Source organism: Actinosynnema sp. CA-299493, assembly GCF_050946825.1.
Classification (GTDB): Bacteria; Actinomycetota; Actinomycetes; order Mycobacteriales; family Pseudonocardiaceae; genus Actinosynnema.
The window spans coordinates 466,501-480,923 of the sequence record NZ_CP191993.1; the positions used below are offsets into that span (position 1 = coordinate 466,501).

The following is a 14,423-nucleotide window of genomic DNA, read 5'->3' on the forward strand; positions in this document are numbered from 1 at the left end:
ACCAGGCGCGCGGTCGCCCCTGCGGACCGCGCACCGCTCGAAGAACGCCCCCGGGCCATCGGCTCGGGGGCGTTCTCCGCGTTCTCGGCGCTTCCGCGTGCGAGGGGTCAGGCGAACTGCACGGACCGCTTGGACAGCCCGTACCAGAAGCCGTCGACGGTGGTCGTCGCCTCCTGCGCGGCGCTCGCGCCCAGGGACACGAACAGCGGCGCGAGGTGCTCGGTGCGCGGGTGCGCGACACCGGCGGCCGGCGCCTTGCGCCCGAAGTCCAGCAACGCGTCCACGTCGCCGCCGGCCAGCGCCCGCCCCGCCCAGTCGTCGAACTCGACGGACCACGACGGCGGCCGGTGATCGGGGCCGGCGGACATGTCCACGCGGCTCAGGTTGTGCGTCATGAACCCGCTGCCGACGACCAGCACGCCCTGCTCGCGCAGCGGGGCCAGCCGGCGGCCGACGTCGAACAGCTCGCGCGGGTCGAGGCTGGGCATGGACATCTGCAGCACCGGGACGTCCGCCTCGGGGAACATCTCCTTCAGCGGCACGTACGCGCCGTGGTCCAGGCCCCGCCGCTCGTCGCGCGCGACGGGCCGGCCGACCAGCCCGGTGACCTCGCGGGCCAGGTCGGGCGCGCCCGGCGCGTCGTAGGTGACCTCGTAGTACCGCTTGGGGAAGCCCCGGAAGTCGTAGGTGAGCGGCACGGTGGTGGTCGCGCCCAGCGTGAGCGGGTCGTTCTCCCAGTGCGCCGAGACGACGAGGATCGACTCCGGGCGCGGCAGCGCCGCGGACCACGACCTCAGCTCGCCGGTCCACCGTTCGTCGTCGGCCAGCGGGGGAGCCCCGTGGCCCAGGTACAGCACAGGCATCACGCCGACGACTGTACGCCACTTAGTTGAAGTTTCAACCAGGATGCGGCGGCCCGGGGGTCCTCGGCTTCGGTGATGGCGCGCACGACCACGACCCGTTCCGCGCCCGCCGCCAGCACCTGCGGCAGCCGGTCGGCGTCGATGCCGCCGATGGCGAACCACGGCCGGTCGGTCGTGCCCGCCGTGGCGCGCACCAGGTCCAGGCCCGGCGCGGGACGGCCCGGCTTGGTCGGCGTCGGCCAGCACGGCCCGGTGCAGAAGTAGTCCACGCCCGGTTCCTCGGCCGCCGCGCGCGCCTGGCCGACGTCGTGCGTGGACCGGCCGATCACCACGTGGTCGCCGAGGACGCGGCGCGCGAGCGGCACCGGCAGGTCGTCCTGGCCCAGGTGCAGCACGTCCGCGTCCACGGCGAGCGCCACGTCCGCCCGGTCGTTGACCGCGAGCAGCGCGCCGTGCCGCGCGCACGCCTCGGCGAGCACCTCCAGCGCGGCGATCTCCTGCTTGGCTTCGAGGCCCTTGTCCCGCAGCTGCACGACGTCGACGCCGCCCGCGAGCGCGGCGTCCGCGAACTCGGCGAGGTCGGGTCGTACCGGTGTGCAGAGGTAGAGCCGTGCGTCGGCGAGCCGCCGCCTGATCCGCGTTCCGTCGAGTCCTGGCACGGGCGGCACGGTAACCGCCGGCGCGTTCCGTGCGCTACGGTGGACGTGGTCCGCACGGGAGCCTGGAACACACCGGGCTGAGAGGGAGCGTGGTTCGCTCCGACCGTCGAACCTGATCCGGGTCATGCCGGCGCAGGGAGCGTGAGTGCCTTGGCAATGCGAGTGACCGTCCTCGGCGGTGGCGTCATCGGGCTGTCCGTCGCCTGGTACGCCGCCCGCGCCGGGTACGCCGTCGACGTCGTCGACCTCGGTTCGCCGCACGGCGGTTCGTGGGTCGCGGGCGGGATGCTCGCGCCGATCACCGAGGCGTGGCCGGGCGACGAGGACGTGCTGGCGCTCGGCGTCGAGTCGTTGGCGCTGTGGCCGGAGTTCGCGCGCTCGCTCGGCGTGGCGCTGAGCCCGGTGGGGACGTTGGTGGTGGCGGTCGACCGGGCCGACGCCGAGGTGCTGGACCAGTTGTGCGCCTACCTGGGCAAGGTGGGCCGGTCGGCGTCCCGGTTGACGGGGCGTGAGCTGCGCGCGCTGGAGCCCGGTCTCGGTCCGGTCCGAAGTGGACTGTCGGTGCCGGGCGACGTGGCCGTGGACAACCGGGCGTTGCTGCGCGCGCTGCGGGAGGCGTGTGCCGCCAGCGGTGTCGTGTTCGCGCCGGAGCCCAGTTCGCCGGAGCCCGGGTCGCCGGAGCCCGGGTCGCCCGGGTCCGGTGTGGAACCGGGCGTGACGGTGATCGCGGCCGGCGCGTGGAGCCGCGACCTGCACCCGTCGCTGCGCGACGTGATCCGGCCGGTGAAGGGCGAGATCCTGCGGCTGTCGGCCCGGCCCGGCGCGCTGCCGCCACCCCGGCACACGATCCGCGCGCAGGTCTCCGGCCGCCCCGTCTACCTGGTGCCGCGCGAGGGCGGGTTCGTGCTCGGCGCCACCCAGTACGACGCCGGTTTCGACGGCGACGTGACCGTGGGCGGCGTGCGCGACCTGCTGCGCGACGCCGAGGTGGTGTGGCCCGGTGTCGCCGAGTACGCGCTGACCGAGGTCGCCGCCGGGTTCCGCGCGGGCAGCCCCGACAACGCGCCGGTGATCGACTGGCTGGAACCCGGCGTGCTGGCCGCCACCGGCCACCACCGCAACGGTCTGCTGCTCGCGCCCGTCACGGCGCGGCGGGTGCTCTCCCTGCTCCGCGAAGGAGGAAACAGTCGGTGAAGGCGAAGGTCAACGGTCTGGAGCGGGAACTGGCCGACGGGTCGACCGTCGCCACCGTGCTCGCGCTGCTCGACGCCCCGCCCCGCGGCGTCGCGGTCGCCCTGGACGGCGAAGTCGTGCCGCGCGCGGCGTGGGGGACGACGGTGCTGTCCGACGGGGTCGCGGTCGAGGTGCTGACCGCCGTGCAGGGAGGGTGACGTGGACGACCCGTTGGTGATCGCCGGGCGGGAGTTCGGCTCGCGCCTGGTCATGGGCACCGGTGGCGCGGCGAACCTGTCGGTGCTGGAACGGGCGCTGGTGGCGTCCGGCACGGAGCTGACGACGGTCGCCATGCGGCGCCTGGACGCGTCCGGCGGCGGCGTGCTCGACCTGCTGGGCCGGCTGGGCATCCCGGCGCTGCCGAACACGGCGGGCTGCCGCACCGCCGCCGAGGCCGTGCTGACCGCGCGGCTGGCGCGGGAGGCGTTGGGGACGGACTGGGTGAAGCTGGAGGTCGTCGCCGATGACCAGACCCTGCTGCCCGACCCGGTGGAGCTGCTCGACGCGGCGGAGCGGCTGGTCGACGACGGGTTCGTGGTGCTGCCGTACACGTCCGACGACCCGGTGCTGGCGCTGCGGCTGGAGCAGATCGGCTGCGCCGCCGTCATGCCGCTGGGCTCGCCCATCGGGACGGGGCTCGGCATCCGCAACCCGCACAACATCGAGCTGATCGTGTCGCGCGCGGCCGTGCCGGTGATCCTGGACGCGGGCGTCGGCACGGCGTCCGACGCGGCGCTGGCGATGGAGCTGGGCTGCTCGGCCGTGCTGCTGGCGACCGCCGTGACCAGGGCGCAGGACCCCGAGCGGATGGCGGCGGCGATGCGGGCGGGCGTGGAGGCCGGTCGGCTGGCCAGGTTGGCGGGGCGGATCCCGAAGCGGTTCTGGGCGCACGCGTCGAGTCCGGCAGTGGGGTGATTGCGGGGCACGGCATGATGGACGCTCATCGTGTCCGTCTGCCCGAGGAGGAGTGCCGTGACGGCCGACCAGGTCGAGGACGCCACCGCCCGGCTGTACCTCGCGATCGGCAGGCTGTCCCGGCTGCTGCGTCGCACGGGGTCGCCCGGGCTCGGACCGGGCGCGGTGTCGGCGCTGGCCACGCTGGCGCGGTGCGGTCCCATGAGGCTGGGGGACCTGGCCGCCAAGGAGGGCGTCGCGCCGCCGACGTTGTCGCGGATCGTGGCGGCGCTGGTGGAGGCCCGGTACGTGCGGCGTGAGCCCGACCCGCAGGACGGCCGGGCGTGGCTGGCGACACCCACGCCGGAGGGCGTGACCATGGTGTCGGGGGTGCGGTCGGCGCGGGTGCGCGAGCTGCAACGGCGGATCGAGGAGCTGGCGCCGGAACACCGCGACGCGCTCGTCAACGCCCTGCCCGCGCTGGAGGAACTGGTCGGCGAGAAGACCTGACGCGGCGGTCCGCGCCCTCACCGGCGCGGTCCCCGGACGCCGGCCGGGAGCTGCCCGCGACCACCGCGAGCAGCCGCGCCACCACGAACCCGACCGCCCCCGGGAACACCGACCCCGCGAACAGCGCCGCCACCGCCTCCGGCCGGCTCAGCACCAGCTCGGCGGTGTACGCGTCCTGCCGTGCGCCCTCTTGTGCGCTCATGCCTCACAAGACGCACGAGTTCCCCGCCGGTGGCTCAGAGCGTCCTCGGAACCGGCGCTAGCCCTCCAACCGCCACAACGGCGACACCGGACCGACCCCGCCGCCCAACGGGTACGCGGCGGCCACCGAGCGGATGATGAAGTCCTTGCCGAACCGCACCGCCGTCGGCACGTCCGCGCCCCGCGCGAGCTGCGACGCGATCGCCGACGCGAGCGTGTCACCGCTGCCGTGCGTGTGCTTCACGTCGTAGCGCGGCCCGAGCAGCTCGATGAACTCCGCCCCGTCGTACAGCACGTCGAGGCACTCCGGGTCGTCCCACAGGTGCCCGCCCTTGACCAGCACCCACTCCGGGCCCATCGCGTGCAACGCCTCGGCGGCCTTGCGCTGGTCGCCACGGCTGCGCACGTCGATGCCGGTGAGCAGCCGCACCTCGTCCAGGTTCGGCGTCACCAGCGTCGCCCGGGGGAACAGCAGCGTCCGCAACGCCGCCAGCGCGTCGTCGGCCAGCAACTGCTGCCCGTGCATCGACGCGGCCACCGGGTCGACCACGAACGGCCCGACGCTCACCCGGTCGACGGCGGCGGCGACCGCCTCGATGATCGCCGCCGACGCCAGCATCCCCGTCTTCGCCGCGTCCACCCCGATGTCCGTGGCGACCGCCTCGATCTGCGCGGCCACCACCTCCGGCGGCACCTCGGTGTACCCGGTGACGCCCAGCGAGTTCTGCACGGTCACCGCCGTGACCGCCGTCATCCCGTGCACACCGCACGCGAACAACGTCCGCAGATCGGCTTGCAGGCCCGCACCACCGCCGGAGTCGGACCCGGCGATGGTGAGGACCTTCGGTGGGGCGACGGCCATCAGTCGATCACCGGCAGGTACACCTTGGCGCCGTGGTCGGTGAACTCCTCCGACTTCTCCGACATGCCCGCCTCGATCGCCTCCACAGTGGACAGACCACGCTCCTCCGCGTACCGCCGCACGTCCTGCGTGATCTTCATCGAGCAGAACTTCGGCCCGCACATCGAGCAGAAGTGCGCCGTCTTCGCGGGCGCCGCGGGCAGCGTCTCGTCGTGGAAGGACCGCGCCGTGTCCGGGTCGAGCGACAGGTTGAACTGGTCCTCCCACCGGAACTCGAACCGCGCCTTCGACAGCGCGTCGTCCCAGTCCTGCACGCCCGGGTGGCCCTTGGCCAGGTCCGCGGAGTGCGCCGCGATCTTGTACGTGATCACGCCGGTCTTCACGTCGTCCCGGTTCGGCAGGCCCAGGTGCTCCTTCGGCGTGACGTAGCACAGCATCGCCGTGCCCAGCCAGCCGATCTGCGCCGCCCCGATCGCCGACGTGATGTGGTCGTACGCGGGCGCGATGTCCGTGGCCAGCGGCCCGAGGGTGTAGAACGGCGCCTCGCCGCACCACTCCTCCTCCAACCGCACGTTCTCCGCGATCTTGTGCATCGGCACGTGACCCGGACCCTCGATCATCACCTGCACGTCGTGCGACCGGGCGACGTGCGTCAACTCGCCCAACGTCCGCAGCTCGGCGAACTGCGCCTCGTCGTTCGCGTCCGCGATCGACCCCGGCCGCAGCCCGTCACCCAGCGAGAACGTCACGTCGTAGGCGCGCAGGATCTCGCACAGCTCCTCGAAGTGCGTGTAGAGGAAGCTCTCCTTGTGGTGCGCCAGGCACCACGCGGCCATGATCGACCCGCCCCGCGACACGATGCCCGTGACGCGGCGGGCGGTCAGCGGCACGTACCGCAGCAGCACGCCCGCGTGCACCGTCATGTAGTCGACGCCCTGCTCGGCCTGCTCGATGACGGTGTCGCGGTAGACCTCCCACGACAGCTTCGCCGGATCGCCGTCCACCTTCTCCAGCGCCTGGTAGATCGGCACCGTGCCGATCGGCACCGGCGAGTTCCGCATGATCCACTCGCGAGTCGCGTGGATCCGCTTGCCCGTGGACAGGTCCATGATCGTGTCGGCGCCCCACCGCGACGCCCACACCATCTTCTCCACCTCCTCCTCGATCGAGGAGGTCACGGCCGAGTTGCCGATGTTCGCGTTGATCTTCACCAGGAACTTCTTGCCGATGATCATCGGCTCCGCCTCCGGGTGGTTGCGGTTGAGCGGGATGACCGCCCGGCCGATCGCCACCTCGTCCCGGACGAACTCCGGGCTCATGCTCTCGCGGGCCGCCACGAACCGCATCTCCGGCGTGATGATCCCCGCCTTGGCGTACGCCAGCTGGGTCACCGCCCCGTTGACCGGCTCACGCCGGCCGACCCAGTCCGCGCGCAGCCTGGGGAGTCCACTGTGGACGTCGATGGTCGCTTTGTCGTCGGTATACGGACCGGAAGTGTCGTACAGGTCGACGTGCTCGCCGTTGGTGAGCTCCACCCTGCGGAACGGGACCCGCACACCCCCGTCCACCTCGCGGTAGACCTTGTGCGAGCCCGAGATGGGCCCCGTGGTGACGCTGGGCTTCACCGAGCGGTCGTCAAGTGCCGTCACGACATTCCTCCCTACGCCGGCATTACCCGGTCAGGTTCAGGCGGTCGGCGGCGCCGGAGCCTCGCGCTCCAGCCGCCCTCTCAGCCCGCTGTGGCGCGAGCTCCCGCGTGTGTTGAGTTGTCGGTGCGTGTCGAGCACCGACCTGACCCTAACCACGGTCCGGTGCGGATGCCAAGGTGCGGATGCCAAGCGCCACCGTTTGCGCGTACCTTTCTCCGCGTGGCTGATCACCGGCCGTTCCCGCCCGGCGCCCGGCGCGTGGCCCGCCCCGCCGCCGTCTCGCCCTGCCCGTCGTGCGGCGACCTGGCCGGTCGCGGCTACCCGGCGTGCCGGTTCTGCGCGGAGCTCGTCGACCAGTACTGGCTGCTGGACTGGCAGGTGCTGCTGGCCGCCGAACAGCTCGCCGAGGGTGGCGCGGGGGAGCGCGAGCTGGCCGAGCTCGTCCTCGCCGACGAGGTGGGCAGGCACCCGTGGACCTGCACCGACTGGGCGATGACCCTGCTCGTGTGCACCCAGTGCGGCGAGGAGCTGGCCACCGGGCCCGCCGACTGCGTCCGCTGCGCCATGGCCGACGGCCTGCGCTGGTCGTGGGACCACGCCGGGTACCCGCGCGCCATCGACGCGGGCGAGCACGCGTTGCGCGTGGCCAGGGCGACGTTGCGCGCACCGCACCGCGCCCGTGCCGCGACCGTCGGCGCGTGGCGGCTGCTGGTGCCGTTCCTGCTGGTGGGGGAGCTGCCGACGGTCGGGCAGGTGCGGCGGATCAGGGCCGCTGTCCTCGCCGGCGCATACGCCGACCTGGCCCGCTGCACCACGCACGTCGAGCTCGCGTCGTTCCCGGAACTGCCCTGGCGCCGCCCCGAACGCCCCTCGCGCGTCGACCACCAGGCGAAGGCCCAACGCGACCAGCCCACCACCCCGGCTTTGGTCGAGGGCGCGCCGAACCCCGGCTCGGGCGAGCCGGTCACCGACCCGGTCTAGTGCGCCGGCCAGCCCCAAGCTGCCCGCGTCGCCACCCATTCGAGTGATCCTCATAAAAGGCATCAACCAAAACGCCGTTATCGCCAACCTGAAACGTCGGTTGAAACAAAGAGGACCGCCCCTCAACCCCCGCCCCAACCCGCCTCCCGCCAACCCACCTCCTGCCACCCGGCCACACCGCCACCCGGCCACACCGCCACACCGCGGCTTGCCCACCCACCGGCCACCCAGCCCGCCGCCTACCGCCGCCGCCCCTGCCCGCTGCCTGCCTGCCGCCGCCGCTGTCCGCCCGCTGTTCGCCGCCGCCCTGCCCCCGCGCGCCATCTGTCCCGCCTCCCGTCCGACCCGACCCGGCCGACCACGCGCCCTCGGCCGCCCACCCCAACTACGCTCACCCCCGTGATCACGTTGACCGCCCGCCTGTCCCCCTCGGCCCTGGACACCCGCCGCGGCGTGGTCCGCCTCCACCCGGAGGTGCTGGACGCGCTGGGCCTGCGCGCGTGGGACGCGGTGCGCCTGACCGGTGCCCGGGTGAGCGCCGCCCTGGCCGCCGCGACCGCCGGCGACGACCCGCCCGGCGTGGTGCTGGTGGACGACGTCACGCTGTCGAACCTCGGCGTGGTGGAGGGCTCGGAGGTCGTGGTGGCCCCGGTGGACGTCGCCGCCGCGCGCTCGGTCACCGTGGCCGGGTCGCGGTTGGCCAGCACGTCGCTCACCCCCGAAACCCTGCGCATGGCGCTGACCGGCAAGGTGCTGACCGTCGGCGACGCCGTCTCCCTGCTGCCGCAGGACCTGGCCCCGCCGCCCGGCTCGGACGTGAGCGCCACGCGGCGCAAGCTGTCCAACGCCATCGGCATGACGTGGACCAACGAACTGCTCACCATCACCTCCGCCGACCCGGCCGGGCCGGTGGCCGTGCAGCCGTCGACGGTGGTCGGCTGGCGCGACGGCGCGCGCACGGGCGACGCGCCGGCGGTCAGGTCGGGAGCCGGCGGAACGACCGGCGCGACCGGCATCGCGGGCACGAGCGGCGCGACGGGCGCGACCGTGACGGCGACGGCAGGCGCGGGTGCGGCGGGCGCGGGTGCGGCGGAGGTCGAGGTCGTGACGCCCGCCGTGCCGGTGGCGGACCTCGTCGGGCAGCAGGACGCCGCGAAGCGGCTGGCGGAGTGGTTCGACCTCACGTTCAGCCACCCGGAGCTGCTCGCCCGGCTCGGTGCCGCACCCCGCCTGGCGGCGCTGGTCAGCGGCCCCGAAGGCGTCGGCAAGGCGACGTTCGTGCGGGCCGTCGCACAGGGCGCCGAAGCCGCGGTGGTCGAAGTCGCCGCACCCAGCATCGCCGTGCTGGAGGCGAACGCGGCGGCCCAACGAGTCGCCGACGCGCTCAGCCGGGCCCGGTCGCAGGCGCCGTCGGTGCTGGTGCTGACCGACGTCGAGGCGCTGCTGCCCGCCGCCTCGGCCCCGCCCGTGGCGACCGTCGTGCTGGACGCGCTGCGCGCACGTCCCGACGGCGTCGCGCTGGTGGTCACCAGCGCGCACCCGGAGGCGATCGACCCCCGGCTGCGGGTGCCCGAGCTGGTCGACCGGGAGCTCGTGCTCCCGCTGCCCGACGGCAAGGCGCGGACCGAGCTGCTGCGGGTCCTGCTGCGCGACGTGCCCGTCGAGTCCGATGTGGACCTCGGCGTGATCGCGGACCGGACGCCCGGCTTCGTCGCGGCGGACCTGGTGGCGTTGCGGCGCGAAGCGGCACTCCGGGCCGCGCTGCGACAGCGTGACGTGGACGAACCGCGCGTCGCGCAGGCGGACCTGCTGGGCGGGTTGGAGATCGTCCGGCCGATCTCGATGTCCACTTCGGACACGCTGCGGACCGGCGGGCTGACGCTGGACGACGTCGGCGACATGGTCGAGGTCAAGCAGGCGCTCACCGAGGCCGCGCTGTGGCCGTTGCAGTACCCGGATTCCTTCGCCCGGCTGGGCGTCGCGCCACCGCGCGGCCTCCTGCTCTACGGGCCGCCCGGGTGCGGCAAGACGTTCCTGGTCCGGGCGCTGGCGGGCACCGGCCGGTTGAACGTGCTGTCGGTCAAGGGCGCCGAGCTGATGGACAAGTTCGTCGGCGAGTCCGAACGCGCGGTCCGCGAGTTGTTCCGCCGCGCGGCCGAGGCGGCGCCCGCGATGGTGTTCCTGGACGAGGTCGACGCGCTGGCGCCCCGGCGCGGCCAGTCCTCCGACTCCGGCGTGTCGGACCGGGTGGTCGCGGCGCTGCTCACCGAGCTGGACGGGGTCGAGCCGCTGCGGGACGTCATCGTGCTCGGCGCGACGAACCGGCCCGAGCTGGTCGACCCCGCGTTGCTGCGGCCGGGCCGGTTGGAACGACTCGTGTACGTGCCGCCGCCGGACGCCGAGGCGCGGGCCGAGATCCTGCGGGCGTCGTCGCGGAACACGCCGTTGGGTTCGGACGTGGACCTGGACGCGGTGGCCGAGGAGCTGGACGGGTACTCGGCGGCGGACTGCGCGGCGTTGATCCGCGAGGCCGCGTTGACCGCGATGCGCGAGTCGCTGTCGGCGGCGGAGGTGACGGGTGCTCACCTCGCGTCGGCGCGCGAAGCGGTCCGGCCGTCGTTGGACCCGGCCCAGCTCGCGGCCCTCGCCGCCTACGCCAAGTCGCGCGAGCGGTAGAACGTCGAGCGCGACCCGGTCGGTTCCCAGCCGGGAGCCGGCCGGGACCGACCGGGAACGGCCTAGGAGACCTTGCCGGACGTGCCCCGGTAGTCGTTGGTGACGATGACGATGATGCCGGGCTGCGCGGCCTGGATGCCGTCGAACCGGGGTTCCACGCGGGCGTTGAGCAGGCGGGCCAGTTCGCGGGCCGAGGCTTCCTCGTCGGTGCCGGGGCGGAAGTAGACCGTGGTGGTCCAGATCGTGCCCTGGGAGTAGTTGCCCCTCTCGGCGACCTGCCAGCCCGCGCTTTCGACCTCGTCCGACGCGCGTTTGGCCAGGCCCTGGGTGGTGCTGTTGTTGTAGATGCGCACCGGGACCTTGGGCACCGCGATCACCGGCGGTGGCGGGGTGTCCGTGGTGGGCGCGGCGGCGTTGGCGGTCGTCGTGGGCGCGGCCGTGCCAGCGGGCGGCGAGGTCGCCGACGACGTGTCCGACGACGGGGCGGTGGTCGGCTCGGTCTCGGTGGGTGCGGCGGAGGTCTCGGAGCCGTCCGACGTGCCCGAGGTCGCCGCCGGCGGGGTCGACTGGGCGGCGGGCGGGTTGTCGTCCGGGTCGCCGGTGAACAGGCTCACCAGGCCGACCACCAGGGCGATCACGGCCACGCCGAGCAGCGCGTAACCCGCGGCGCGGGCCGGGTGCGCGGGACCCGTCGGCTGTTCCGGATTGGTCATCGGCGCTCGACGCCCAGTCGCTTCGCCGCGCGCACGCGTTGCCTGCCTGAGCGGTTCCGGCGCAGTCTCTTGATCAACATCGGATCGGCGGCCAACGCCTCTTCCTTCTCGATCAACGCGTTGAGCAGCTGGTAGTAGCGCGTCGCGGACATGTCGAACAGCTCCTTGACGGCCTGTTCCTTCGCACCCGCGTACTTCCACCACTGGCGTTCGAAGGCCAGGATCTCGCGCTCCCGGTCGTTCAAACCGTCGTCCGGCCCCTCCGCCGGCGCCAGTGCCTCTGCGGCGTCCATCTGGCTCCTCAGCCGTGTCCCGTGCGTGGGTGCCATTACATCACGTGATCTTCGTGCCGGGCGGCTCATCGGTCGGCGCGTCCGATCCGGCCCGCCGTTAGGCTGCACGCCATGGCAGTTCACCCCATCCGGATCGCCGGAGAACCCGTGCTCCACAACCCGACCCGCCCGGTCGAGGTGTTCGACGAGTCGCTGCGGACGTTGATCGACGACATGTACGAGACGATGGCGGCGGCGCACGGTGTGGGCTTGGCGGCCAACCAGATCGGGGTCGACCTGCGGTTGTTCGTCTACGACTGCCCGGACGACGACGGCGTGCGGCACCGGGGTGTGGTGGTGAACCCGACGTTGGAGACGTCGGACGTGCCGCTGGGGATGCCGGACCCCGACGACGACTTCGAGGGTTGCCTGTCGGCGCCCGGCGAGACGTACCCGACGGGTCGCGCGTCGTGGGCGAAGGTGACCGGCTTCGACGGCGAGGGCAAGCCGATCGAGGTCGAGGGCACCGGGTTCTTCGCGCGGTGCCTCCAGCACGAGACCGACCACCTCGACGGGATCATCTACCTGGACCGGCTGGTGGGGCGGCACAAGCGCGCGGCGAAGAAGATGCTCAAGGTCAACGGCTGGGGCGTGCCCGGGCTGTCGTGGGACCCGGCGACGTCGGAGGATCCGTTCGCGGACGACGACGAGGACTAGCGCGGGGGGCCTGTGGCGCGGGTCGGCGGTTTGCGGCGCGAGCGCGCGAGTGGCCCGGGACGAACTGCCCGAGGGCGAGCGGCGCGAGGACGACCGGCCCGGGACGACCGGCGCGGGGGCGAGTGGCGCGGGTCGGCGGGTTCGCGGGTCGCGGCGGTTTGCGGGTCGGTGGTCGAGCCCGGCCCGTTTCGACGGCTCGCTCAAGTCCGGCCCGATGTGACTCAAGTCCGGCCCGACGTGACCCGGGGCACTGCGGGCGCCCCGGGTCACACCGGCTCGGCGAGGGTCGGGTTGGTCGCCGGCCTCGTTGTTTCAACCGACGCCCCAGCCTGCCGATAACGCCGTTTTCATTCACAGTCGGTCTGAAGATCACTCGATCGTGAACGGTGTAGTCAGGTGAAACAGCAGGTCAGAGCCAGTGTAGCGAGTCAGGGACGATCGTGCCGGCGCAGGCCGAGCTGTCGCCAGCCCCGGCGCTTGCCCGGCCTCGCCTGACCGTTTGCCTCCGCCGCCACCTGCGTCGGGTCGACCGCGCGCCGGGGCCGCCGCACGGCGCGCATCGCGGCGCCCGCCACCCGACCGCCCAGCGGCTGCCGCAAGCCCAGCCGCCGCGCCGCGACGCCGTGGGCCCGCTTGATCGCCCGCCGATCCGCCGCCGGCACCGACCACGCCTCCGGGTGCTTCGACAACCACCGGTAGCGGCGCACCGAGTAGGGCAGGTGCGCGAGGTACACCAGCATCGCCGCGCTCAACGCCACCAGCGGGAACGTGATCACCGCCGCCGCCAGCAACCCGACCAGCACCAACAGCGGCGCGACGTAGCGCGGCGGCACCTTGATCGTCTTCACCGACAGCGTCGGGATCCGGCTCACCAGCAGCATCGCGATCCCCACGGTCCACACCGCGACGACCGCCGGACTGGACCACCAGCCGGACCGGCCGAGCTGCTCGTCCAGGATCAGCGGCAGCAGCAGCAGCAACCCGCCCGCCGGCGCGGGCACGCCGACGAAGAACTCCTTCGCGAACGGCGGCTGCTCCACCTCCAGCAGCGTGTTGAACCGCGCCAACCGCAGCACCATGCACACCGCGAAGATCAGCGCGACGACCCAGCCCTCACGACCCGGGTCGAACCTCCACACGTAGATCACCAGCGCGGGCGCGACGCCGAACGAGATCGCGTCCGCCAGCGAGTCCAGCTCCGCGCCCATCTTGCTGGTCGCGTCGAGCAGCCGGGCGATCCGCCCGTCCAACCCGTCGAACACGGCCGCCGCCGCGATCGAGCCGATCGCCGCCCCGTACATCCCGATGATCGCGAAGTGCACGGCCGACAGCCCCGCGCACATCGCGAGGACCGTGATGGCGTTCGGCAGCAGCCTGATCCCCGGCCCGCTGGGAGCCATCCGCTCAGCCCTCCGCGGGTAGCTCGGCGAGCACGGTCTCGCCGCCGATCGTGCGCTGCCCGGCCTCCACCAGCACGCGGCTGCCGGTCGGCACGTACAGGTCGACCCGCGAGCCGAACCGGATCAGGCCGTAGGTCTGCCCGACCGCCACCTTGTCGCCCTCGGCGACCTCGCACACGATCCGCCGCGCCACGAGCCCGGCGATCTGCACGACCACCACGTCGTGCCCGGACGGCGTGGTCAGCCACACCGTGTTGCGCTCGTTGTCCTCGCTGGCCTTGTCCAGGTCGGCGCTCAGGAACTTGCCCGGCCGGTAGGACACCTGGCGCACCAGGCCGGGCACGGGCACGCGCTGCACGTGCACGTCGAACACCGACAGGAACACGCTGATCCGGGTCATCGGCGTGGCGCCGAGCCCGAGCTCGACCGGCGGCACGGCCTCGACCACGTGCGACACGGTGCCGTCGGCCGGTGCGACCGCGAGGCCGGGTCGGGTGGGCGTGGTCCGCTTGGGCTCGCGGAAGAACCACGCGACCCAAGCGGTCAGCAGGCCGCCGACGACACCGGCGCGCTTGGAGTACCGGCGCAGCAGCAGCGTCGCGACGGCCGCGCCCGCAACGAAGGGACGGCCCGCGGGGTGCATCGGGGGGACGATCCCCCGGGCGAGCTCGAGGAAGTGGGAGACGGCACCACTGTGCTTGTCGCGATCGACGGTCATGGCTCTTCCGTGTCAGGGCGGTGCTTCCGGCCCGCCACACGCTACGCGGCTCCACCGGCCCGCGTCCGGCCCGCC

The 14,423-nt window shown here is 73.4% G+C and carries 16 protein-coding genes and 1 riboswitch; of the genes, 7 read left to right on the top strand and 9 right to left on the bottom strand.

From position 1 onward, the window contains the following. Nucleotides 1–107 precede the first annotated feature (107 nt). Together ACQPYE_RS02285 and thiE are read right to left on the bottom strand one after the other, a co-directional pair. Complete coding sequence (locus tag ACQPYE_RS02285; protein ID WP_498722821.1) at nucleotides 108–863, bottom strand: dioxygenase family protein; 756 nt, start codon at nucleotides 861–863, stop codon at nucleotides 108–110. After that, on the bottom strand, nucleotides 863–1,522 hold the full coding sequence (gene thiE, locus ACQPYE_RS02290) for a thiamine phosphate synthase (RefSeq protein ID WP_498718868.1): 660 nt from the start codon (nucleotides 1,520–1,522) through the stop codon (nucleotides 863–865). Before thiE ends, ACQPYE_RS02285 begins: the two co-directional genes overlap by 1 nt. A gap of 44 nt (nucleotides 1,523–1,566) precedes the next feature. Continuing rightward, nucleotides 1,567–1,678, top strand: a riboswitch (TPP riboswitch). Here thiE and thiO point away from each other — a divergent pair. From thiO to ACQPYE_RS02310, 4 genes are read left to right on the top strand one after another with little or no spacing between them, the layout of a single operon-like run. Next, nucleotides 1,679–2,716 (top strand): glycine oxidase ThiO, encoded by a 1,038-nt coding sequence (gene thiO / locus ACQPYE_RS02295; RefSeq protein WP_498722822.1) that lies wholly within the window; start codon nucleotides 1,679–1,681, stop codon nucleotides 2,714–2,716. Continuing rightward, nucleotides 2,713–2,913, top strand: coding sequence for a sulfur carrier protein ThiS (gene thiS / locus ACQPYE_RS02300; RefSeq protein ID WP_498718869.1), 201 nt, complete (start codon nucleotides 2,713–2,715; stop codon nucleotides 2,911–2,913). The genes thiO and thiS overlap by 4 nt, the downstream gene beginning before the upstream one ends. 1 nt (nucleotide 2,914) lies before the next feature. Beyond that, nucleotides 2,915–3,670: a thiazole synthase gene (locus ACQPYE_RS02305; protein ID WP_498718870.1), complete on the top strand. Its 756-nt coding sequence runs from the start codon at nucleotides 2,915–2,917 to the stop codon at nucleotides 3,668–3,670. A 57-nt stretch (nucleotides 3,671–3,727) separates the two neighbouring features. Then, nucleotides 3,728–4,159, top strand: coding sequence for a MarR family winged helix-turn-helix transcriptional regulator (locus ACQPYE_RS02310; RefSeq protein WP_498718871.1), 432 nt, complete (start codon nucleotides 3,728–3,730; stop codon nucleotides 4,157–4,159). On the opposite strand, the gene ACQPYE_RS02315 is transcribed toward ACQPYE_RS02310, so the two are convergent. Genes ACQPYE_RS02315 through thiC form a run of 3 tightly spaced genes read right to left on the bottom strand, consistent with a single transcriptional unit; the run spans nucleotide 4,113 to nucleotide 6,871 of the window. Beyond that, nucleotides 4,113–4,361, bottom strand: coding sequence for a hypothetical protein (locus tag ACQPYE_RS02315; RefSeq protein ID WP_498718872.1), 249 nt, complete (start codon nucleotides 4,359–4,361; stop codon nucleotides 4,113–4,115). The genes ACQPYE_RS02310 and ACQPYE_RS02315 overlap by 47 nt on opposite strands. Nucleotides 4,362–4,418: 57 nt before the next feature. After that, entirely contained in the window at nucleotides 4,419–5,222 is an 804-nt protein-coding gene (gene thiD, locus ACQPYE_RS02320; protein ID WP_498718873.1) for a bifunctional hydroxymethylpyrimidine kinase/phosphomethylpyrimidine kinase, read from the bottom strand. After that, complete coding sequence (gene thiC, locus ACQPYE_RS02325; protein ID WP_498718874.1) at nucleotides 5,222–6,871, bottom strand: phosphomethylpyrimidine synthase ThiC; 1,650 nt, start codon at nucleotides 6,869–6,871, stop codon at nucleotides 5,222–5,224. Before thiC ends, thiD begins: the two co-directional genes overlap by 1 nt. A gap of 219 nt (nucleotides 6,872–7,090) precedes the next feature. Here thiC and ACQPYE_RS02330 point away from each other — a divergent pair, with 219 nt between their 5' ends. Next, nucleotides 7,091–7,852 (top strand): hypothetical protein, encoded by a 762-nt coding sequence (locus ACQPYE_RS02330; protein WP_498718875.1) that lies wholly within the window; start codon nucleotides 7,091–7,093, stop codon nucleotides 7,850–7,852. Nucleotides 7,853–8,251: 399 nt separating this feature from the next. After that, nucleotides 8,252–10,528, top strand: coding sequence for an AAA family ATPase (locus ACQPYE_RS02335; protein ID WP_498718876.1), 2,277 nt, complete (start codon nucleotides 8,252–8,254; stop codon nucleotides 10,526–10,528). 62 nt (nucleotides 10,529–10,590) lie between these two features. Here ACQPYE_RS02335 and ACQPYE_RS02340 read toward each other — a convergent pair whose 3' ends face one another. Further along, complete coding sequence (locus ACQPYE_RS02340; protein WP_498718877.1) at nucleotides 10,591–11,241, bottom strand: LytR C-terminal domain-containing protein; 651 nt, start codon at nucleotides 11,239–11,241, stop codon at nucleotides 10,591–10,593. Then, complete coding sequence (locus tag ACQPYE_RS02345; protein WP_498718878.1) at nucleotides 11,238–11,534, bottom strand: DUF3263 domain-containing protein; 297 nt, start codon at nucleotides 11,532–11,534, stop codon at nucleotides 11,238–11,240. Before ACQPYE_RS02345 ends, ACQPYE_RS02340 begins: the two co-directional genes overlap by 4 nt. Nucleotides 11,535–11,645: 111 nt before the next feature. Between ACQPYE_RS02345 and ACQPYE_RS02350 the strand changes: the two genes are divergently transcribed. Beyond that, nucleotides 11,646–12,230 carry a peptide deformylase gene (locus ACQPYE_RS02350; protein ID WP_498718879.1) on the top strand — a complete coding sequence of 195 codons (585 nt, stop codon included), beginning with the start codon at nucleotides 11,646–11,648 and terminating at the stop codon, nucleotides 12,228–12,230. A gap of 428 nt (nucleotides 12,231–12,658) precedes the next feature. Here the strand turns inward: ACQPYE_RS02350 and pssA are convergent, their stop codons facing one another. Both pssA and ACQPYE_RS02360 read right to left on the bottom strand, forming a co-directional pair. Continuing rightward, nucleotides 12,659–13,630, bottom strand: a complete 972-nt coding sequence (gene pssA / locus ACQPYE_RS02355) for a CDP-diacylglycerol--serine O-phosphatidyltransferase (RefSeq protein ID WP_498718880.1) — start codon at nucleotides 13,628–13,630, stop codon at nucleotides 12,659–12,661. A 4-nt stretch (nucleotides 13,631–13,634) separates the two neighbouring features. After that, on the bottom strand, nucleotides 13,635–14,348 hold the full coding sequence (locus tag ACQPYE_RS02360; RefSeq protein WP_498718881.1) for a phosphatidylserine decarboxylase: 714 nt from the start codon (nucleotides 14,346–14,348) through the stop codon (nucleotides 13,635–13,637). Nucleotides 14,349–14,423: the final 75 nt, after the last annotated feature.